Source organism: Actinoplanes subtropicus, from assembly GCF_000721705.1.
Taxonomy (GTDB): domain Bacteria; phylum Actinomycetota; class Actinomycetes; order Mycobacteriales; family Micromonosporaceae; genus Actinoplanes; species Actinoplanes subtropicus.
Window position 1 is genome coordinate 167,422 of the sequence record NZ_JOJL01000010.1, and the last position, 20,258, is coordinate 187,679.

Below are 20,258 nucleotides of genomic sequence, written 5' to 3' on the forward strand. Positions count from 1 at the left end.
TGTCATAAGTGATGTGAAAATCCCTCACATTCAATATGACAATTGCTACTGACGATGCCCGGCATTCATTTGTCAAGGTGAGTGACATGCGGTCGCCCACCCCGATCCAACGACGCCTGAACGAGCTCGGGCTGCGCAGCCGGCTGCGCCGGAGCCCCCGGCTGCAGGGCCGCATCCTCGCCGCGGCCGGGGCCCGGAAGCGCCTGCCGGCCGCGACCGGGCTGTTCTTCCCCTTCTACCACGACGTGCCGCCGGAGTTCGCCGCCGGCCTGCGCCGTCACCTGCGCGCCTTCGGCGAGCTGGGCCCGCTGGTCTCCTGGGACGCGGCGATCGAGGTGCTGACCGGCCGCCGCCCGCTGACCGGGCCGACGTTCTGCCTCTCCTTCGACGACGGCGACCCGACCTGGCGGGACGTGGTCGTGCCGGTCCTGGCCGAGCTGGGCGTGCCGGCCACCTTCTTCGTCACCACCGGGCTGATCGGCCGGCCCGGCAACCTCGGCTGGGACGACGTGCGCGACCTGCTCGCCGCCGGGCACGGGGTCGGCTCGCACTCGATCACCCATCCCCGGCTCGCCGACTGTGACGACGAGACCGCCCGCCGCGAGATCGCCGACTCGAAGCACGAGCTGGAGGACGAGCTTGGCGTCGCGGTCCGGGACTTCGCCGCGCCGTACGGGAACCCGGTGGTCGATCTTCGAGACCGGCACGTGCGAGCGGCTCGGGCGGCCGGGTACCGCAGCTTCGCCACCACGCTCCGGCCGGCCATGCGGACCGGCGACTCTCCGATGTGGATCCACCGGCAGGGGCTGCACCCCGCCTGGCCGCTCTGGGCAGTAAGGACCCGGGTTCATGACTGACACGCGGATCTTCCTCTCCCCGCCCGACGTCAGCGAGGTCGAGCGCAAGCTGCTGCTGGAGGCGTTCGACTCGAACTGGGTCGCGCCGGTCGGCCCCGATCTGGACGCGTTCGAGGCGCAAGTGGCCGAGCTGGTCGGCGTGCGGCACGCGGTGGCCCTGGCCAGCGGCACCGCCGCACTGCACCTGGCGCTGGTCGCGGCCGGCGTGCGGCGCGGCGACACCGTGCTGGTCCCGTCGTTCACCTTCGCCGCCACCGCGAACGCGGTGATGTATCTCGGCGCCCGCCCGGTCTTCCTCGACTCGACCGCGGCGAGCTGGAACGTCGACCCCGACCTGGTCGCCCAGGAGCTGCGCGCCCGGGCGAGCGCCGGCCGGCTGCCGCGCGCGGTCGTGGCGGTCGACATGTACGGCCAGTGCGCCGACTACGAGCCGCTGCTGGACGCCTGCGATCGCTACGGCGTGGCCCTGATCGAGGACGCGGCCGAGGCGCTCGGCGCGTCCTACCGCGGGCGGGCGGCCGGCTCGTTCGGGCTCGCCGGCGTGCTCTCCTTCAACGGCAACAAGATCATCACCACCGGCGGGGGCGGCATGCTGCTCACCGACGACGGCCGGGTGGCCACCCAGGCCCGGCACCTGGCCACCCAGGCGCGCGAGCCGGTCCCGCACTACGAGCACCGCACGGTCGGCTACAACTACCGGCTCAGCAACCTCCTCGCCGCGGTCGGCCGCGGCCAGGTCCAGCGCCTTTCCGAAATGATCGCGGCCCGGAAGGAGACCGCCGGCTTCTATCGGGCCGCGCTCGGCGATCTGCCCGGCCTCACCTTCATGCCGATCGCCGACTACGGCTTGCCGAACTGGTGGCTCACCTGCCTCCTGGTGGACTCCCAGAAAACCCGCGACCAGCTGCTGGCCCGCCTCGCCCGGCACAACATCGAGGCCCGGCCGGCCTGGAAACCGATGCACCTGCAGCCGGTCTTCCGGGACTGCGTGATGCGCGGCGGCGAGGTCAGCGCCGACCTGTTCCGCCGCGGCCTGTGCCTGCCCAGCGGCTCGGCGCTCACCGAGCACGACCGGGAGCGCGTGGTCAGCGCGCTGCGGGAGGGGTGACGAGCGTGCGCATCGTCTACATCCACCAGTACTACTGCAATCCCGGGATGACCGGCGGGATCCGCTCGTACGAGCAGGCCCGCCGGCTCGTCGCCCGGGGACACCGGGTCGACGTCATCACGACCGACATCGACGGCGGCGGGCGGCGGGTCACGCGGGACGAGGGCGTCACCGTTCACTGGTATCCCATCCCGTACTCGAATCACATGTCCTATGCCCGCCGGCTGCGCGCCTTCGCGGAGTTCATGGTGCTCGCGGCGGCGAAGGCCGCCCGCTTGAAGGCCGATCTGGTCTTCGCCACCAGCACTCCCCTGACCGTCGCGGTGCCCGGCGTGCTCGCCGCGAAGCTGCGCCGGGTGCCGTTCGTCTTCGAGGTGCGCGACCTCTGGCCCGAGGTACCGATCGAAATGGGCGCGCTGCGCAATCCGATCGCCCGCCGGCTCGCTTGCGGCCTCGCCAACTTCGCCTACCGCAACGCCGCCGAGGTCGTCGCGCTCTCGCCGGGCATGGCCGCGGGCGTGACCGCCCGAAGGCCACCGACCAGAACCACGATGATTCCCAATGCCGCGGACATCGAGCTGTTTTCGGCCGTACGACCGGCAGCCGTGCGCGCCTTCCGCGCGGAGCACCGGTGGCTGGGCGATCGGCCGCTGATCGTCTACACCGGCGCGCTGGGCGCGGTGAACGGCGTGGAGTACCTGGTGCGGGCCGCCCGCCGGATGCGCGAGCTCGACCCCGGCCTGCAGGTGCTCATCGTCGGGCACGGCCGGGAGTGGGAGTCCACGAAGGACCTGGCCGCATCGCACGGGCTGCTCGACACGACCGTGCACATGTGGGAGAAGGTGCCGAAGGCCGACCTGCCGGTGATCCTGGCCGCGAGCACGATGTCGAGCAGTTTCGTCCGGCCGATCCGCGCGCTGTGGGACAACTCGGCGAACAAGTTCTTCGACGCGCTCGCGGCGTCCCGGCCGATCGCCATCAACTACGGCGGCTGGCAGGCCGACCTGCTGAGCGAGTCGGGCGCCGGGCTGGTGCTCGACCCGGCCGACGCGGAGGAGGCGGGCAAGCTGCTCGCCGACCGGCTGCGGGACGACGACTGGTTGCGCCGGGCCCGGGACGCCGCGCACCGGCTCGCCGTCGAGCGGTTCTCCCGCGACCTGCTCTTCGACCAGTTCGAGACCGTGCTGACCAGGGCGTACGCCGGAGGGAAGAGCGTTGGAGCTGCGTGAGTACGTCCGGGCGTGCCGCCGCCGCTGGGCCTGGCTGGTGGTGCCGGTGCTGATCGCCGCCGGTCTCGCGGCCGGGCTGGCGCTGTCCACGCCGCCGGCCTACCGGTCGTCGATGGTCCTGTTCATCACCACCGACGCCACCGATCCGGACTCGAAGGCGAGCCGGCTCAATTCGTACATCGCACTGCTCACCGGCCCGCGGGTGGCCAGCACCGTGGTCGAGCGGGTCGGCCCGCCGCTGACCGAGGACCAGGTCCGCGCAAGCCTGACGGCCCAGGTGCAGGACGGCACCGATCTGCTCGTGGTGAGCGCCACCGACCCGTCGGCGGTCCGCAGCCGGCAGATGGTCACCGCCGCCACCACCGCGCTGATCACCCTGGCCAAGCAGCTCGACCCGCCGCCCACCGGCGGCGGCACCAACGCGACCAACGGCCCCACGCCGTCGGTCACCATCGCGCAGGACCCGGTCACCGCCCGCGAGCCGGACAACCTGGTCCGCAACACCGCCTTCGCCGGGGTGCTCGGCCTGCTGATCGGCGCGATCGCGGTCGCCGTGCGGGAGGCCACCCGGCGGACCGTGGCCGAGGAGGACGACCTGCGCCGGCTCGGCCTCGGCACGGTCGGGGTCATCTCGCTGGGCCGCTCGTCCGGCCTGCCCGGCGAGGCCCTCGCCGAGGGCTTCCGCCGGCTGCGCAGCCTGCTGCCGGCGATCGGGGACGGCCCCCGCGGCGCCTCGCTGCTGCTGGCCGGCAGTCATCCCCGGGAGGGCACCACCGCGGTGGCCTGCGGGCTGGCGATCGCGATGGCCGAGACCGGCGCCCGGGTGGTGCTGGTCGACGCGAACCTGCGCACCCCCGGCGTCGGCCGCTACCTGGCGATGGACCCCGGGCCGGGCCTCGCCGACGTGCTGGCCGGGCACGCGTCGGTGCGCTCGGTGCTGCGCGACTCGCTGGACGGCCGGCTCACCGTGCTGCCGTGCGGGCAGAACCCGGCCGACCCGGGCGAGCTGCTGGCCTCACCGCGGCTCGGGGCGGCGATGCGGGCGCTCGCCGAGACCTTCGACGTGGTGCTGGTCGACGCGCCGCCGCTGCAGGGAGTCGCGGACAGCGTGGTGCTGAGCAAGGTGACCGACGAGGCGCTGCTGGTGGTGCGGGCCAACCACACCCGGGTGGCCGACGTGGCGCGGTCGCTGGACCTGCTCGAGCGGGTCGGCGCCCGGCCGGTCGGCGCGGTGCTCAACGCGCTGCCGCGCAAGCTGCCGACCGGCGCGGTGTGGCACCGCGAGCGCGCGGCGATGCCGGGTTCGGCGGGGCTGGGGCTGGTGACCGGCGAGGACTCGGTCAACGAGACCCAGGTGATCCTGCCGGACACCGGGCCGGTCCGCGGGCAGGCCCGGGTCGTCCGCACCACGATCGGGCACCGGCCGCGCGGCCGGGCCAGCGTGGTGGTCAACCTGGAGCCGACCGGCGAGCCGGAACCGCCGAACCTGCCGGTGCAGCGAGGCGCCGCCGAGGCGGCCCTGGACGTGGACGTGGCCCAGGACGAGGAGGTCTGGGAGGACGACCCCTCGACCGACGAGGCGCTGGCCGACGCGAAGCCGCGGTCCGATGACTGAGCTGCGGGTCGCCGACCCGCTCGCCCGGCTCGGTGATCGGCTGCGCGACCCGTACGTCCAGCTGGTCGCCTCGCAGCTGCTGATCGGGGCGGTCGCGCTGGCCGCCAACGTGATGATGGTCCGGGCGCTGACCCCGGCCCACCGCGGCGAGGTCGCGCTGATGCTGCAGGTGGTCTACCTGGCGACGCAGGCGCTGCTGCTGGGCACCGAGCGCAGCTTCGTGGCGGCCTACCCCGACGTGCCGCCGGCGGCCGCGGTCCGGGCCTACGCGCGGCTGCTCGTCGTCCCCTGTGGACTCGGGGTGGCGGTGGCCGCGGCGTACGCGATGCTCGCCCCGCCCAGGCTCACGCCGGGACCGGTCGTGATCGCTCTGCTCACCGGCTATGCGCTGGTCGAGGCGGTCAGCCTGGCCGGCCGCGCGGTCACCATCGCGATCGGCCGGGTGCACGACTTCCTCGCCTCGAGGGTGATCGAGTCGATCCTGCTGCTGGCCGTGATGGCCGTGCTGTTCCTGGCCCGGGTCGACTCGCCGGAGCTGTGGCTGCTCGCGTACATCCTGGCCTGTCTCGTCCCGACCGTCGGCTACCTGGCGTTCTGGCTACGACTGCCCGGCGGGACGATCGAAAATGACCAGAACCGGTTGGTACGCCGGCAGGGGGCCGCGCTGTTCCCGGCGGCCATCTCCAACATGGCGATGCTGCGCTCCGACCGGCTGGCGCTGCCGGTGCTCGCCTCGACCACCGCGCTCGGCCTCTACACCAGCGTGGCCACCATGACGGAGCTGTTGGCGTGGCCGCTGCGGGCGTACGCGGACTCCCGGCTGGGCCGCTGGCGGACCGCGCACCAGAAGGGCGAGCTGCGCACCCGCCCGGTCGTGACCGCCGCGATCCTGTACGTCGTCCTGGTCGGCCCGGTCATGGCGGCCGGCATGTACCTGCTGATCGTCCCGGTCTTCGGCCACGCCTACGCGCCCGCCAAGGCGGTCGTGCTGCCGCTGGTCGCCGCCGCCGGCCTGTACGCGATCTCCCGGATCAGCCTCGGCCTGCTCGTCGCCAAGGGCCACGGCACGCTCGTCTCGGCCGCCGAGATCGCCGGCTTCGCGGTCAGCTTCGCCGCCTACCTGCTGCTCATCCCCCGGCACGGCATCCTCGGCGCGGCCTGGGGCTCGCTGTTCGGCTACGGCGCCGGCCTGGTCTTCGCGCTGGCCGTCGGCGCGCTCGCCCGCGACCGGATCCGGGTGGGTGCGACATGAGCGACCGCAAGTGGTGGCACCTGCCGCCGGTGTTCTTCGCCCCGGCGTTCATCCTCATGCTGATCGCGATCGGCGGCCGGTTCACCCTGGACCGGGCCGGCTTCCCCGATCTGGCCTGGGTGGACCTGCGGGTGGTCGGGCTGGCCGCCGGGCTGGCCGTGCTGATCGCCGACATCGCGCGCCGCCCGCGCCGGGAGCGGTCGGGTTACCGCCGCGAGGGCTGGCTGGTCGCCACCGTGCTGTTCTTCGTCTACCAGATCGCCTCCGGGCTGTGGGCGCCGCCGGCCGCCCGGGTCGGGCCGCAGACCGTCGACCTGGTGCTGATGGCCGCGCTGACCGTCGCCCTCTACCTGTACGCGATCGGCGACCCGGCGATCGTCGTGCACTACACGTTCTGGCTGTTCTACCTGGCCGGGATCGTCTTCGCGCTGGCCGCCATCTTCATCGACGGCCCCGGCGAGCAGGGCCGGTACTCGGCGTTCGGCGGCGGCCCCAACGTCTTCGTCCGCATCCAGATCCTCGGCATCATCAGCGCGGTCGCGCTGTTCCTGCACCACCGGCGCAAGTGGCTGCTGGCGGCCGTGCCGCTGTTCGTGCTGGCGGCGGTGCTCTCCGGGTCGCGGGCGGGCCTGCTGGCCGGCGGGGCGATCGGCCTGGCCGCGCTGTTCAAGCAGCGCCACCGGCTCAAGGCGGGCGCGGTCGTCACCACCTGCCTCGGGCTGGTCGTGGCCGGGGTGGTCGCCTGGCAGTTCGCGCCGCCCGCGTTCACCAGCCTGTTCGAGGAGCGGTTCGTCCAGCAGACGGTGCAGCAGCACTACCTCTCCGACCGGACCAGCATCTGGCAGCAGGCGGTCAGGCTGGCCGTCGAGCACCCGTTCGCCGGCGCCGGGCTGGACGGCTTCTACGGCACGATCGGCATCAACCAGGGCGTCGAGTACCCGCACAACTACCTGCTCGGCGTCGCGGCCGAGGGCGGCCTGATCGGCATCGCGCTGCTCGGCGCGGCAATCGCGCTCTGGGCCGGAACGATCCGCGGCGGCGGATTCCGGCCGCGCGAGACCGGCCTGTCCGTGGCCGCGGCGGTGTTCGTGGCGCTCAGCAGCCTGTTCTCCGGCGACTACTACGACGCCCGCCTCGCCTGGCTGTTCGCCGCGATCGCCGCCGCCGCGGCCGTGGTGCCAGCGGCCGTTCCCGATCGGGAGCCGGTGCCGCTATGACGACCCGGCGAACGGTGTTGACGCTTGGTGCGGCCTCGCTGCTCGCCGCGTGCGGGCGCGACGACGAGGTCCCCGCGATGATGAAACCCTTGCCGGCGCCGTCGGTCGCGCCGCCGCCGGTCGCCAAGCTGCGCTCGGTGGCGGACTGGACGAGCGTCTTCATGCAGAGCTGGGACTACCAGTTGCAGAGCAGCCTGCCGCTGTCCCGTTCGGCCGACAGCTGGGACCACTACGACCTGTCCTACTCGGTCGACTCGTGCGTGGCGATGTTCCGGGCCACCGGCGACGGCCGCTACCTCGACCGGGCGCTGGGGTTCGTGGAGAACGTGGCGGCCGCCGCCGCGCCCTCGGCCTCGCTGCGGCACAGCAGCTTCCACGACAAGTACCTCGGCTGGGCGTCGTCGAAGAACGGCGAGGACGGCGACGAGGTGCCGCTCTACGAGAGCTACTTCTGGCGGTACGGCACGGCCCTGCTGGTCGCGATGCGCGACGCGAAGGCGCAGAACGATCGCTACCGGAGCCTGCTCGACTTCGCCGAGGTGCAGGTCTTCGAGAAGTGGTACTCGCGCGGCCCGAAGGACACCGTCTACCGCGACGTGACCCACCTGTCCGCGCACTGGGCGCTGATCGCGCTCAACCTCGCGCAGATCACCACCGACGCCGGTCGCAAGGCCCGCTACCTGGAGGTGGCCGGGAACTTCGACCAGCGGATGCACGGGCAGTTGCGGCGCAATCCGGTCGAGCCGACAGCCTACTTCTGGGACGACAACTGGGGCTCGGCAAAGCGGCCGGGGCAGGACGTCAGCCACGGCAACGGCGTGATGGCGTACGTGCTGGAGGCCCGCTCGCGCGGCACCGCCTGGACCCGCGCCGACATGATGGGCTTCTCGTGTCTGCTCACCGAGGTGATCTGGCCCGGGGGAACCACGTATCGGGGCTATGTGGACGGTAGCGGCTCGGACAACGGCTGGTTCTCGGACGGGTTCGTGAAGGTCGGGCGGTACGACGCGGCGGCACAGATGCGCCTCGACTCGCACCGGGTGGTCAACGATCAGTTCGCCGGGAACATGGCGCTCAACGCCAAGGTCCTGCGCAAGGAGGGAAAATGACCGGATCGCTGCTCGGACCGGACGCGCCGGAGTGGGCGGACGCGCTGCCTCGGCTCAGGCACGACATGTACCACGAGCCGGCCTACGTGGTGCTCGATGCGGCCCTGTACGGCGGTTCGCCGGCCGCCTTCCACTACGAGGAGGACGGACACGTCCTGCTCGTGCCGCTGATCGTGCGTCAGATTCCGGATATTTCTGAAAAGGACGCGCTTTCCCCGTACGGGTATCCGGCGCCCGTGAGCGACACCGACGATGCCGCCTTCTGGAGTCGAGCGTGCGCGTCGATGATCTCCACGCTCGCCCCCGCGGGGATTGTTTCGGTATTTGTCCGAATGCACCCGCTGCTGCCGGCCTCACTCGACGCCCTCGGCGAGCACGGCTGCCTGGTGCGGCACGGGGAAACCGTCTCGATGGACCTGACGATCAGCCTCGACGAGATGTGGAGCCAGACCCGATCGGACCACCGCAACCACGTCAACCGGGCCCGCCGGGCCGGCACCAAGGTGGTCTTCGACGACTGGGACCGGCTGGCCGAGTGGGTCGCCGTCTACCACGACAACATGCGCCGGGTGGGGGCCACCGACTACTACTTCTTCACGTACGAGCATCTGGCCGCCCTGCACGAGGCGGTCGGCGACCGGATGCACCTCGCCGTGGCGCTCGAGGGCGACGAGGTGGTCGGCGGCAACACGTTCTTCGAGCACGACGGCATCGCCACCGGCTACGTCTCGTCCACCCGCCGGGCCAAGGGCCGGTACGCCGACGAGATGCTGTACGACGAGGTGCGCCGCTTCTGCAAGGCGCGCGGGGACACGGTGTTCCACCTGGGCGGGGGCAAGGGCGGCAGCAACGACTCGCTGTTCTTCTACAAGTCCGGCTTCTCCCCCGGCCGGCACGCCTTCCACACCTGGCGACTGGTGACCGATCCCGTCGCGTACCGCACATTGGTCTCGGAACGCCGCCCGCAGGCGGACCCCGACGACCTCACCGCAACCTTCCCGTCCTACCGATAGGAGCCTCCCCCATGCGCATCACCTGCGTCGGCGGCGGTCCCGCCGGCCTCTACTTCGCGATCCTGGCGCGCAAGGCCGGGCACGAGGTCACCGTGCTGGAGCGCAACCCGGCCGGCGTCACCTACGGGTGGGGTGTGGTGTTCTGGGACGACCTGCTCGACGACCTGTTCCGGCACGACCCGGTCAGCGCCCGCCGGATCTGGGACGCCGCCTACAAGTGGGACGAATACGAGGTGCGGGCCGCCGGCAAGGCGGTCAACCACCTGGCCGGGTACGGGTTCAGCCTGGGCCGGCACCGGCTGCTCGACATCCTGTCGGCGCGCGCGGCCGAGCTGGGCGTGGAGCTGCGCTACCGATCGGAGGTGAGCGATCTGCCGGGGGCCGATCTGGTGGTCGCCTGCGACGGCGCCGGCAGCCGGATCCGCGAGGAGAACGCCGCGCACTTCGGGGCCGAGACCGCGTACGGTCGCAACCGCTACATCTGGCTCGGCACGCCCAAGGTGTTCCGCACGTTCACGTTCGGCTTCGAGAAGACCGAGGCCGGCTGGATCTGGTTCCACGCCTACCCGTTCACCGAGGAGGCGAGCACCTTCATTGTCGAGTGCACGCCGGAGACCTGGGCCGGGCTGGGCTTCGACGAGCTGACCGGCCGGGACGGCTGCGATCGGCTGGCCGGCATCTTCGCCGCCCACCTGGACGGCGAGCCGCTGATCGACCAGCGGGCGGAGAGCGGCGGCACCGGCTGGCTGAGCTTCCGCCGGGTCACCAACCGGCGCTGGGACCTCGGCACCACGGTGCTGATGGGCGACGCCGCGCACACCACCCACTTCGCGATCGGTTCCGGCACCAAGCTGGCCATGCAGGACGCGATGGCCCTCGCCGAAGCGATCACGACCCCGACGGGGTCCGGGTTCTCCGCGCCGTCCGGAGGACCAGGCGCCGGTGGCGGCACAGCCGATGACCTGCCCGCGGCACTCGAACGCTACGAGCACACCCGCAAGGCGGCGCTGGCGCCCCTGCAGCAGGCGGCGCTGGCGAGCAGCGAGTGGTTCGAGCGGATGAACGAGTACGGCGACCTGCCCAGCAAGCAGTTCTCCTACGCGCTCTCCAACCGCCGCGGCGAGTACCCGCTGTGGCGCTACCTGCTGCACGTCTCGACGCAGAGCGGCCCGCCGCGGGCGGTGCTGCGCTGGGCGCTGACCCTGCGCCGCTGGAGCCGCGCCCGGCGCCGCTCAGGCGATGCCGGCGCCGACGGTTTCGGGGGCGGCGAGCAGCACCGCCGCGACCCGGCGCACGTCGGCGGGTGAGCAGCGGTGGTCGACGGGGACGGTGAGCATCCGCGCGGCGAGATCGGCCGCCTCGTCGTCCCCGCTCCACACGCCGCCACGGTCCTGCCGCCAGTGCACCGGCGCGTAGATCCGGTGCGCCGCGAGATGACGTACCAGGTCGTCCCGTCGTTGCTGATCGGCGCAGATCAGTTGCGCGCGAAACGGACCGGCCGTGACCGGCACCTCGGCGGCCAGCGCGCGAGCGTTCTCGATCCCCCGCTGCCGTAGCCCGGCCGCGTCCAGCAGCGGCAGCACGGCGGCGGTGAACGCGCTGACCGGGCCGGCGTTGCCGAGCAGGGTGTGCTCGCCGCGTTGCTGCAGCCCGCGGAAGTCGTCCTTGGCGACCGGGCGGCCGTCGAGCCAGGCGGACTTGAGCAGCATGCCGGCCAGCTTGAGGTGAGCGCCCTCGCTCTCCGCGCCGGCCGGCCGCGGCAGCTCCGCGCCCCGCGGCGACCACAACAGGCCGCCGTCGGGGACCGGCAACGTCTTGCGGAGCGAGGCGACGGCGAACGCCGCCCGGGAGTTCCGCGCCCACCCGCTCAGCGGATCGTGTGAGTGGTCCTCGATGACGGTGACCGCCGGGTGGGCCGCCATCCAGTCGTTCCACGGCTCGCCGCGGTCCCGCCCGAACAGGTTCTGGGCGAGCACGAGGTCGCCCGGGCCCGCGCGCAGCGTCTCCCATCGCGGGCCGCCCCGGTCCGGCAGATGCCGGTACCAGGCGATCGGTATCTCGGCGGAGAGCGCCTCGGCGACCCCCATGCAGAAGTACGACGGGACGTGCAGCCGGCCGCGCGGGCGAAGGTGCCGCAGCAGGGCGGTGAGCGCGCCGCAGCCGGTGGCGAACAATTGGCTGACGGGGGGCAGCCAGTCGTCGCCACCGGCAGTCAACGCGGCCGGATCCCAGTGGAACTCCGAACCGATCTCACGCGGCCCGATCTCACGCGGCCCGATCTCACGCGGCCCGATCTCACGCGGCAGGGCGTACGTCATGTGCCTGTCGCCTTTGGATGTTGAGCTCGTCGACGTGCACCGGCGGCTCGCCGCGCTGCAGCGACGTCGCGGTCCGCCACAGGATGCGCAGGTCGAGCGCGGGCGACCAGTGGTCGACGTACCACCGGTCGAGCACGAACCGCTGGGCCCAGTCGATGTCCTCGCGGCCGTTCACCTGCGCCCAGCCGGTGATGCCCGGCCGCACCTCGAGCCGCCGCCGGTCCTCGGCGGTGTAGTTGGCCACCTGCGGCAGCACGTCCGGCCGGGGACCGACCAGGTTCATCTTCCCGGTCAGCACGTTCAGCAACTGCGGCAGCTCGTCGAGGCTGGTGCGGCGCAGGAACCGGCCGCAGCGGGTGATCCGGGGATCGTTCTCGAGCAGTCCGAACGGGTCACCGAGCCCGATCTCCTCGGCCATCTTCACCGAGTCGTGCACCATCGACCGGAACTTGTACATCCGGAACGGGACACCGTCCCGGCCGGCCCGATCCTGAACGAACAGCACGCCCTTGCCGTCGGCGATCCGGATCCACGCGGCGATCACGAGGAACGCCGGCGACAGCAGGATCAGGGCGAGGGCGGCGACTACCCGGTTGGCAACGTCCCAAACTGTTCTGGTCACAGCGACTCCACGGTCGGTCCGGTCAGGCGGCGGCGGGTGTCCAGCACGTATCCGGCGTGCCGGGTCACCAGGTCGAGGTCGAAGGCGTCGTGGTCGGCGAGCAGCAGCACCGCGTCGGCGGCGGCCACCTGCTCGGCGTCCAGCGGCACCAGCGTCACCCGGGGGTCGACGTGCGCGTCCTCGACCACGTGCGGGTCGGCGGCGCGCACGTCGGCGCCCATCTCCAGCAGCAGTGCGGCGATCCGGCGGGCCGGCGACTCCCGGGCGTCGCCGGTGTTCCGCTTGTACGCGAGGCCGAGCAGCAGGACGGTCGAGCCGTTGACCGCCTTCCGCCGCCGGTTGAGGGCGGCGACCAGCCGGCGTACCACGTAATCGGGCATGTGGTTGTTGATGTCGTTGGCCAGCTCGACGAAGCGGAAGCTCTGGCCGAGCGCCCGCTGCACCCGCCAGGACAGGTAGGACGGGTCGATCGGCAGGCAGTGGCCGCCGACGCCCGGGCCGGGGACGAACTTGTGGTAGCCGAACGGTTTGCTGGCGGCGGCGTCGATCGCCTCCCAGACGTCGATGCCGAGGTCGTGCGCGTAGACGGCGAGCTCGTTGACCAGGGCGATGTTGACGTGCCGGAAGGTGTTCTCGAGCAGCTTCGCCAGCTCGGCCACCCGGGTGTCGCTCACCGGTACGGTCGCGTCCACGATCGATGCGTAGAATGCCCGAATTTTCTCCAACGAAGCGGGATTTATACCGCTCACGACCTTGGGTGTGCTGACCAGTGTCCACTCCCGGTTCCCCGGGTCGATCCGCTCGGGGCTGTAGCCGAGGTGGAAATCCTCGCCGGCGACCAGGCCCGAGCCCTCCTCGAGAATCGGGGCGACCAGGTCGACAGTGGTGCCGGGATAGGTGGTCGATTCCAGCGCCACGGTCGCGCCGGGCCGCAGATAGCGCGCCAGCGTGCGAGCCGCCTCGGAAATGTACGATAAATCGGGCATGCCCTCGCGGAGCGGCGTCGGCACCGAGATGACCGCCACGTCGAAGCCGGCACAGGCACGCGGGTCGGACGCGGGGTGGAACGTTCCAGCATCCAGGATCTCCCGCACGGTTCCGGAGGCGACGTCGTCCACATAGGATTCGCCGCCGGCGAGCCGCTTGACCCGCTCCTCGTCGACGTCGAAACCGACCACGTCGTGTCCGACCTGGGCCGCCCGGACCGCGAGCGGCAGCCCCACGTACCCCTGCCCGACCACCACGACTCGCATTCAGTGCCTCCCGTTCCGATGGGCCACGGTCAGCGCCGGGCTCTCCGCCAGCCACCGCAGCACCGCGATCAGGTCCTTGCGCGCGGCGGTGGGATCGAGCAGCGATAGCACCGCGCCGTCCAGGGGTGGCACCGGCACCTGCGACAGCAGCGGGTGATGCGGCCGCCGGTCCTCCTCCCCCGGCCCGAGCAGCACCTCGCGCAGCTTCTCGCCGGGCCGCAGCCCGGTGTAGACGACCTGGATGTGCCGGTCGGCGGTCTCGGCCAGCCGCCGGGCCACGTCGGCGATCCGCACCGGCTCGCCCATGTCCAGCACCAGCACCTCGCCCGCGCTGTCCAGCGCGCCGGCCTGCACGACCAGCCGGACCGCCTCCTGCACGGTCATGAAGTACCGGGACACCTCGGGGTCGGTCACCGTGATCGGCCCGCCGGAGGCCACCTGCGCCTCGAACGCGGTGAGCACCGACCCGCGGCTGCCCAGCACGTTGCCGAACCGCACGCTGCAGTAGGTGCCGGGCGACGCCTCGTCGGCGGCCGCGGTGAGCCGCTCGGTGATGCGCTTGGAGTAGCCGAGCACGCTGCACGGGTCGGCGGCCTTGTCGGTGGAGATGTTCACGAACCGCTCGACGCCGTGCCGGAGCGCGGTCTGCAACATCTGGTACGTGCCGAGGATGTTCGTCTTGAGCGCCTCGGACGGGTGCATCTCCAGCAGCGGCAGGTGCTTGAGCGCGGCCGCGTGGAACACCACCTGCGGCCGATGCTCGCGGAACACCTCGTCCAGGCGCTGCTGGTCGCGGATGTCGGCGACGACCAGGTTGCGGTCGTCGAGCAGGCCGCGCCCGTCCAGCGACAGCTGCACCGCGTGCAGGCCGGATTCGTCCCGGTCCAGCAGCACCAGCCGGGCCGGGCGGAACTGGTTGACCTGGCGGCACAGTTCCGAGCCGATCGACCCGCCGGCGCCGGTGACCAGCACCCGCTTGCCCGCCAGGTACCCGGCGATCGCCGCCAGGTCGATGCCGATCTCGCGGCGGCCGAGCAGGTCGGCGTGGCTGACCGGGCGGATATCCTCGATGCGCACGGTGCGGCCGAACAGCTCGACCACCGGGGGCACGACCTTGACGTCGACGTTCATCTCCCCGGCGAGGGTGCTCAGCTCGCGGACCAGCTCGGCGCTCGCGCTCGGGATCGCGATGAGCACGGCGTCGGCCCGGTACCGGCGGATCACCTCGGGCAGCGCCTTGCGGTCGCCGGTGACCGGCACGCCCATGATGCGCAGGCTGCGTTTCCGCGGGTCGTCGTCGAGCAGGGCGACCGGGACGTACGGGCTGGACGGCGTGCGCAGCATCGACCGGACGACCTGGGCCGCCCCCTCGCCCGCGCCCATCACCACGACCCGGCTGCCCTGCTCCGGCGACGGGCGCAGGCGGGAATCCTGCAGCAGGCGCGCGGTGTAGCGCACTCCGGCCTGAAGCACCAATGCGATCAGGCCGGAGGCGATGATGGCCGAGCGCGGCACCAGCCGGCCCAGCAGCGTGTCGAGCAGGAACACCGCGGGCGTGGTGAGCGCGGCGGTCTTGGCGAGCGCCGCGATCTCCTCGAAGCAGCCGTACGACCACCGTCCGGTGTAGAGCCCGAACCGCATGCCGGCCAGGCTCTGCACGACGGCGGCGACCGCGGCCAGTTCCATCAGCCCGCCGCAGTCGACGTACCCCACGTCGCCGTCGTGCCGCAGCAGCGTCGCGATGAGCATGGCGACCGCGAGGGCCAGCCCGTCGGCGCCGGCTCGCGCGGCCCGTCCGGGAAGGGCAGTCCGCCACAGCGAACTGCCCGGCCGCCATTCACCAGGCGCGGCCCTCCGTAACTCCATCGGGTGCCCCCTGCCCGCCGTAAAATGCTTCTCCATTCCCTTTTCGGAGAGTGCCAGCAGGGCACGGGACAGCCACAGTAGCAATTGTCACGACCAATGTGAGGATCATTCATGTTCGCCGCGGACGTGCTGCTACCAGGACTTTTAGGCGCTCCAAGGTGGCCGTTTGGCCGAATAAGGAACGTGAAGGTTCTTTCATGTTACTTATGACATTTGCATCTACCATTGCGCGCCGCCGCTTGACAGCGTCGATTCCGGGGTGTCGGAAAATGGAGTCGGCATGAGAGTGCTGCATGTCATCAGCGCGCTGGCCGAGGGCGGACCCGAGCATCAGCTCCGCCTGCTGGTGCGCCGCCTGCCGCACGAGAGCGAGGTGGTCACGCTCTCCCGCCCGGGCGCGGTCGGGGACGCGCTGCGGGCCGGCGGCACCACCGTGCACGAGCTCGGCGACGTGCGGGACTTCGCCACGGTCGTACGCCTGCGCCGGCTGATCCGCCGCGGCCACTTCGACCTCGTGCACACCCACGTCCACCGGGCGTGCGTGCCCGGCCGGTTCGCCGCCCGGCTGGCCGGCGTGCCCCGGGTGGTCGCCACCGAGCACGACCCGACCGGCGAGGCGGGCCGCTTCTACCGGGCCGGCGAGCGGCTCGCCCGGGTCACCATCGCGGCCACCGCGTCGGTCGCCGACCGGCTGCGCGGCTGGGGCGTGCCGGACAACCGGATCGCGGTGATCCCCAAGGCGGTCGCCGCCGACGAGTTCACCTTCGACCCCGCCATCCGCGCCGCGGTCCGCGCCCGGCTCGGCATCCCGCCCGGCGCCGCGGTGGTCGGCGGCGTCGGGCGACTCGAACCCGGCGAACGCTTCGACCGGCTGATCCGTGCCGTCGGCGAGGTGCCCGGGGCGACGCTGCTGCTGGTCGGCGACGGGCCGGCCCGGGACGCGCTGGAGCGGCTGGCCGACATCGAGGGCATCGCCGACCGGGTGGTGTTCGCGGGGGCGGTGGCGCACGCCCGGGAGATGCTCTGCGCGATGGACGTCTTCGCGTCACCGAGCGAGCGCACGTACGGGCTGGTCGTGCTGGAGGCGCTGGCGGCCGGGCTGCCCGCGCTCTACGCCCGGTGCGAGCCGCTCGACGCCCCGGCCGCCCGGGTCGAGGGGGTCAAGCGGCTCACCCCGCACGACCGCGAGTCTCTGCCTCGGGCCCTGCGCGTCGAGTTGCTCTGCTGCGCGGAACGCGGCTTTCGCCGGTTGCCGCCTCGTACGGCCGGCACCCGCTACGATGCCGATCATCTGGCCGACGAGGTCGACCGCGTCTACGAACAGGCCGGCCGCCGTCTCTGACCCGGTCGATCCCGTCTACTGGCCGGCTACGGCTGTGACTTCAAGGGAGATACGGCCCTGCCCGCGGCATGCCGACGGCATGGGTGGGAGCCGAGCCGGAATCGATCGCCATAACGGTGATACCGCGTCGGGCGAACAGCCCAAGGGAGCGCTCGTCCGTTCCGGCACGCGACGGTGACCTCCTTGCCACCCTGTGAGTGGTACGGCACGATGACCGCGTGGACGGTGATTTCCTGGTGAATGTCGTTTCGGATTCTCCGGTGTCCGATGAGGAACTGGCCGAAGCGACGCGAGATCTGCGCGACGACCTCAATGACCTGCGCGGCGTCGAGGCCGGCGAGGTGGCCGGCCCGCCCGCCGAGGGCACCCGCGATCCCGGCACCATCCTGCTCGGCGTCCTCGGCGTGAGCCTGTTCGGCGTCCCGACCGCGTTGCGCGCCAAGGCCGACTTCGATCGCCTGGCCAAGCGCCTCGACGAGGTCCTCCGGCGCTACCAGGAGCGGCACAAGGGCAAGAAGATCACCATCGACCTGCCGGACGGCACCAAGCTCGACTCGGAGAACCTGTCCGAGGAGGGCCTGGCCAAGGTGCTGCGCAATCTTCCGCAACGGTCCGGCGCCGCGGTGCAGGAGCGGAAGAGCGGCAATTGAAACTCGCGCTGCTGATCGGCGTCGGCGCGTACCAGAATGATCGATTGCCGAACCTGGACTCACCCACCAGTGACGTCAAGGAATGGGCGAAGATTCTGGCGAGTCCGGAACTCGGCGCGTTCGATCGGGTCCTGCTCTCGCAGGACGACGATTCGCAAACCCTGCAGGACAAGATCTACGACTTCCTGACCGCGGCGAAGCCCGACGATTTCCTGCTGCTCTACTATTCCGGCCACGGCCGGCTGCACGAGGGCCGCCGCCTCTATCTCACCGCGACCTCGACCGATCCCGATCGCCTGCCGCCCACCTCGGTGCCGAGCGACGAGCTGCGACACTGGATCGACGAGTGCCGGGCCGGCGAGCTGGTGCTGATCCTCGACTGCTGCCACGCCGGCGCGTTCGCCGACCTCAAGCAGCGCGGTGACCGCAGCCGGATCGTGCTGGTCTCGGCCGGCGCGACCGAGCTGGCCCACGAGGGCGACGGCTACAAGCAGCACGCGCTGCCGTCCGCGTTCAGCGGCCCGTTCCTGGAGGGGCTGCGCACCGGCGCGGCCGACAGCGACAACAACGGCATCATCAGCGTCCGCGAGGCCTTCGAATACGCGGCCGTCCGGATGGTCGACCGGGAACGCCCGCAGACCCCGCAGATGCGCGCCGCCGGGGTGGGTGACCTCATCATGAGCAACGCGCCGCGGCGGCCCGAGATGATCCCGCGCGACGTCATGCTGCTGACCCGCAGCGCGCTGGCCTCGGCCCGGGCCCTCGCGGTGGACGAACTGGGCGCCTGGCTGCAGCGCGAGCAGCGCACCCGGGCTCAGCTGGCCGCGGTGATCGAGACGCTCGAGGACCTCGGCCGCGACGAGGACGAACGGGTCTCCGCCCAGGCCCGAGCGGTGCTCAGCGGCCGGGTGCGGGCGGCCCGCGAGCAGCTCGCCGTCGACGCACCGGTGGAGGCGCCGGCCGATCGGGGCGCGCTCGACTGGCTGGCCGGCAGCACGTTCTACGAGCTCGAGGTGCGCTCGTTCGTCGACTCCGACGGCGACGGCCACGGCGATCTGCAGGGCGTCACCGAGAAGCTCGACTACTTGCAGCGGCTCGGCGTGGACTGCCTGCTGCTCACCCCGATCATGTCGTCGCCCTCGGTCAGCGGCGGGCGGGACATCGCCAACTTCACCAGCATCGACACCGGGCTCGGGCAGCCGTCGCAGCTGCTCCAGCTGATCGGCCTGGCCCACCGCCGCGGGATGCGCATCATCCTCGATCTGGTGCTCAACCACACCAGCGACCAGCACGACTGGTTCCAGCGGTCGCGGCGGGAGCCGGACGGCCCGTACGGCAATTTCTATGTCTGGAGTGCCTCCGGCGAGGGCTTCGCCGAGGCGGCGCAACCGCTGGGCAGCAACGAGGGCGGCTGGACCCACGATCCCGTACGCGGGCAGTATTTCTGGCACCGCTACAGCCCGCACGAGCCCGACCTCAACTACGACGTGCCCGAGGTGGGCGCCGCGATGCGCGAGGTCATGGAGTTCTGGCTGGAGCAGGGGGTCGACGGCCTGCGGCTGCTCACGGTGCCCTATCTGTTCGAGCGCACCGGCACCGAGAGCAAGGGCCTGTCCGAGACCCACACGTACCTGTCCGGCCTCCGGGAGTGGATGGACACCCGCTATCCCGGCCGGGTGCTGATCGCGTGGAGCGACGCGTGGCCGGAGGACGCCGACTCCTACTTCGGCACCGACGACGCGCCCGAATGCCACCTGGTCATGTACGCGTCGCTGATGCCGAGCCTGCTGCTGGCGATGCGGCGGCAGGCCCACCGGCCGGTGTCCGGCGTGCTCTCCCGGATGCGCGCGGTCAGCGGCGGCCGGCACTGGGCGGTCTTCCTGCGCAACGGCGACGAGATGCCGCTAGGGCTGCTGCCGCCGGCCGAACGGGAGGAGCTGCTGCGCGAGCACGCGCCGCTGGCCCGGATGCGGACCGAGGCGGGCATCCGGCGACGGATGGCGACCCTGCTCGACAACGATCGCGGCGAGCTGGAGCTGGCGTACGCGCTGCTGATGTCGATGCCCGGCGTGCCGATCCTCTACTACGGCGACGAGATCGGCATGGGGGAGAACCTGTCGCTGCCGGGCAACCTGGCGGTCAAGACGCCGATGCAGTGGGCGCCCGACCGCAACGGCGGCTTCTCGATGGCCCAGCCGGAAAACCTGCCGGCCCCGCTGATCCACGAGTCGGCGTTCGGCTACATGGCGGTCAACGTGGAAAATCAGCTGCGCGCGCGGTCGTCGCTGCTGCACGCGGTCACCCGGCTGCTCGACGCGCGGCGCGGCTTCGCGGCCTTCGCCAGCCCCGAGTTCCGCATCGTCCGCTCGACCAACCCGGCGGTGCTGGCGTTCCTCCGCGGCGAGGGCGGCGAGCAGGCGCTGTGCCTGTTCAACTTCGCCGCGACCACCCAGACCACCACGCTGTCCCTGCCGAGCTTCGGCGGTACGATCCCCCGCGAACTGACCGGCGGCGCCGAGTTCCCGCGCATCGCCGACTCGGGCGACTACGACGTCGGCCTGGTCGGCCACGGCTTCTTCTGGTTCGCCGTCTCGACACCCTGACCCGGGCGTCCGGGATCATGCCTGATCGAGCCGCCGCAGGACGGCCATCGGCGACCCGATCTTCCGTCGATGTGCTCACCCGCCGAACCCGAGGTCCCTTGGTTGACACCGGGTGGATCAGCTCGTCTTGGGCCGGGCCCGCCCGGCGGCCGGGGTCGGAGCCGGTGTTGCAGCCCGCGGCCCTGGCACACCGGGGACTTGGCT

The 20,258-nt window shown here is 71.9% G+C and carries 16 protein-coding genes; 12 read left to right on the forward strand and 4 right to left on the reverse strand.

What is annotated here, in order from left to right; translation table 11 throughout:
- The first annotated feature begins 86 nt into the window (after window positions 1-86).
- The 9 genes from IH26_RS0116040 to IH26_RS0116080 are packed head-to-tail and all read left to right on the forward strand — an operon-like array spanning window position 87 to window position 10,707.
- The gene (locus tag IH26_RS0116040) at window positions 87-857 is read left to right on the forward strand and encodes a polysaccharide deacetylase family protein (RefSeq protein ID WP_030436996.1); all 771 of its coding nucleotides are present in this window, start codon (window positions 87-89) and stop codon (window positions 855-857) included.
- Complete coding sequence (locus tag IH26_RS0116045) at window positions 850-1,965, forward strand: DegT/DnrJ/EryC1/StrS family aminotransferase (RefSeq protein WP_030436997.1); 1,116 nt, start codon at window positions 850-852, stop codon at window positions 1,963-1,965. Before IH26_RS0116040 ends, IH26_RS0116045 begins: the two co-directional genes overlap by 8 nt.
- A 5-nt stretch (window positions 1,966-1,970) precedes the next feature.
- Window positions 1,971-3,194, forward strand: coding sequence for a glycosyltransferase family 4 protein (locus IH26_RS0116050; protein ID WP_030436998.1), 1,224 nt, complete (start codon window positions 1,971-1,973; stop codon window positions 3,192-3,194).
- Window positions 3,181-4,809: a tyrosine-protein kinase domain-containing protein gene (locus tag IH26_RS0116055; RefSeq protein ID WP_245665225.1), complete on the forward strand. Its 1,629-nt coding sequence runs from the start codon at window positions 3,181-3,183 to the stop codon at window positions 4,807-4,809. Before IH26_RS0116050 ends, IH26_RS0116055 begins: the two co-directional genes overlap by 14 nt.
- On the forward strand, window positions 4,802-6,061 hold the full coding sequence (locus IH26_RS0116060) for a lipopolysaccharide biosynthesis protein (RefSeq protein WP_030437000.1): 1,260 nt from the start codon (window positions 4,802-4,804) through the stop codon (window positions 6,059-6,061). Before IH26_RS0116055 ends, IH26_RS0116060 begins: the two co-directional genes overlap by 8 nt.
- Window positions 6,058-7,278 carry an O-antigen ligase family protein gene (locus IH26_RS0116065; RefSeq protein WP_030437001.1) on the forward strand — a complete coding sequence of 407 codons (1,221 nt, stop codon included), beginning with the start codon at window positions 6,058-6,060 and terminating at the stop codon, window positions 7,276-7,278. Before IH26_RS0116060 ends, IH26_RS0116065 begins: the two co-directional genes overlap by 4 nt.
- Complete coding sequence (locus IH26_RS0116070) at window positions 7,275-8,387, forward strand: hypothetical protein (protein ID WP_030437002.1); 1,113 nt, start codon at window positions 7,275-7,277, stop codon at window positions 8,385-8,387. The genes IH26_RS0116065 and IH26_RS0116070 overlap by 4 nt, the downstream gene beginning before the upstream one ends.
- Window positions 8,384-9,400 carry a GNAT family N-acetyltransferase gene (locus tag IH26_RS0116075; RefSeq protein WP_030437003.1) on the forward strand — a complete coding sequence of 339 codons (1,017 nt, stop codon included), beginning with the start codon at window positions 8,384-8,386 and terminating at the stop codon, window positions 9,398-9,400. Before IH26_RS0116070 ends, IH26_RS0116075 begins: the two co-directional genes overlap by 4 nt.
- Before the next feature lie 11 nt (window positions 9,401-9,411).
- A complete protein-coding gene (locus tag IH26_RS0116080; RefSeq protein WP_030437004.1) occupies window positions 9,412-10,707 on the forward strand; it encodes an FAD-dependent monooxygenase in 1,296 nt (431 codons plus the stop codon).
- Here the strand turns inward: IH26_RS0116080 and IH26_RS0116085 are convergent.
- From IH26_RS0116085 to IH26_RS0116100, 4 genes are read right to left on the reverse strand one after another with little or no spacing between them, the layout of a single operon-like run.
- Window positions 10,633-11,718 carry a hypothetical protein gene (locus IH26_RS0116085; RefSeq protein WP_245665227.1) on the reverse strand — a complete coding sequence of 362 codons (1,086 nt, stop codon included), beginning with the start codon at window positions 11,716-11,718 and terminating at the stop codon, window positions 10,633-10,635. The two genes, IH26_RS0116080 and IH26_RS0116085, sit on opposite strands and share 75 nt — an antisense overlap.
- Window positions 11,696-12,340 (reverse strand): sugar transferase, encoded by a 645-nt coding sequence (locus tag IH26_RS0116090; RefSeq protein ID WP_030437006.1) that lies wholly within the window; start codon window positions 12,338-12,340, stop codon window positions 11,696-11,698. Before IH26_RS0116090 ends, IH26_RS0116085 begins: the two co-directional genes overlap by 23 nt.
- Window positions 12,337-13,593: a nucleotide sugar dehydrogenase gene (locus tag IH26_RS0116095; protein WP_030437007.1), complete on the reverse strand. Its 1,257-nt coding sequence runs from the start codon at window positions 13,591-13,593 to the stop codon at window positions 12,337-12,339. Before IH26_RS0116095 ends, IH26_RS0116090 begins: the two co-directional genes overlap by 4 nt.
- Window positions 13,594-15,459, reverse strand: coding sequence for a nucleoside-diphosphate sugar epimerase/dehydratase (locus IH26_RS0116100; RefSeq protein WP_051808186.1), 1,866 nt, complete (start codon window positions 15,457-15,459; stop codon window positions 13,594-13,596).
- 280 nt (window positions 15,460-15,739) lie between these two features.
- Between IH26_RS0116100 and IH26_RS0116105 the strand changes: the two genes are divergently transcribed.
- The 3 genes from IH26_RS0116105 to IH26_RS55860 all read left to right on the forward strand — a co-directional run bounded on the left by IH26_RS0116105 (window position 15,740) and on the right by IH26_RS55860 (window position 20,054).
- Window positions 15,740-16,801, forward strand: a complete 1,062-nt coding sequence (locus IH26_RS0116105) for a glycosyltransferase (RefSeq protein WP_030437009.1) — start codon at window positions 15,740-15,742, stop codon at window positions 16,799-16,801.
- Between the two features lie 260 nt (window positions 16,802-17,061).
- On the forward strand, window positions 17,062-17,451 hold the full coding sequence (locus tag IH26_RS0116110; protein ID WP_030437010.1) for a hypothetical protein: 390 nt from the start codon (window positions 17,062-17,064) through the stop codon (window positions 17,449-17,451).
- Window positions 17,448-20,054, forward strand: coding sequence for a caspase, EACC1-associated type (locus tag IH26_RS55860; protein ID WP_051808187.1), 2,607 nt, complete (start codon window positions 17,448-17,450; stop codon window positions 20,052-20,054). The genes IH26_RS0116110 and IH26_RS55860 overlap by 4 nt, the downstream gene beginning before the upstream one ends.
- Window positions 20,055-20,258 lie beyond the last annotated feature (204 nt).

Bases quoted from the DNA above. Each gene is read 5' to 3' on its own strand.
- IH26_RS0116045 (WP_030436997.1), top strand. From the start codon at position 850: ATGACTGACACGCGGATCTTCCTCTCCCCGCCCGACGTCAGCGAGGTC.
- IH26_RS0116060 (WP_030437000.1), top strand. From the start codon at position 4,802: ATGACTGAGCTGCGGGTCGCCGACCCGCTCGCCCGGCTCGGTGATCGG.
- IH26_RS0116040 (WP_030436996.1), top strand. From the start codon at position 87: ATGCGGTCGCCCACCCCGATCCAACGACGCCTGAACGAGCTCGGGCTG.
- IH26_RS0116065 (WP_030437001.1), top strand. From the start codon at position 6,058: ATGAGCGACCGCAAGTGGTGGCACCTGCCGCCGGTGTTCTTCGCCCCG.
- IH26_RS0116080 (WP_030437004.1), top strand. From the start codon at position 9,412: ATGCGCATCACCTGCGTCGGCGGCGGTCCCGCCGGCCTCTACTTCGCG.
- IH26_RS0116095 (WP_030437007.1), bottom strand. From the start codon at position 13,593: ATGCGAGTCGTGGTGGTCGGGCAGGGGTACGTGGGGCTGCCGCTCGCG.
- IH26_RS0116105 (WP_030437009.1), top strand. From the start codon at position 15,740: ATGAGAGTGCTGCATGTCATCAGCGCGCTGGCCGAGGGCGGACCCGAG.
- IH26_RS0116075 (WP_030437003.1), top strand. From the start codon at position 8,384: ATGACCGGATCGCTGCTCGGACCGGACGCGCCGGAGTGGGCGGACGCG.
- IH26_RS0116070 (WP_030437002.1), top strand. From the start codon at position 7,275: ATGACGACCCGGCGAACGGTGTTGACGCTTGGTGCGGCCTCGCTGCTC.
- IH26_RS0116085 (WP_245665227.1), bottom strand. From the start codon at position 11,718: ATGACGTACGCCCTGCCGCGTGAGATCGGGCCGCGTGAGATCGGGCCG.
- IH26_RS0116100 (WP_051808186.1), bottom strand. From the start codon at position 15,459: ATGGAGTTACGGAGGGCCGCGCCTGGTGAATGGCGGCCGGGCAGTTCG.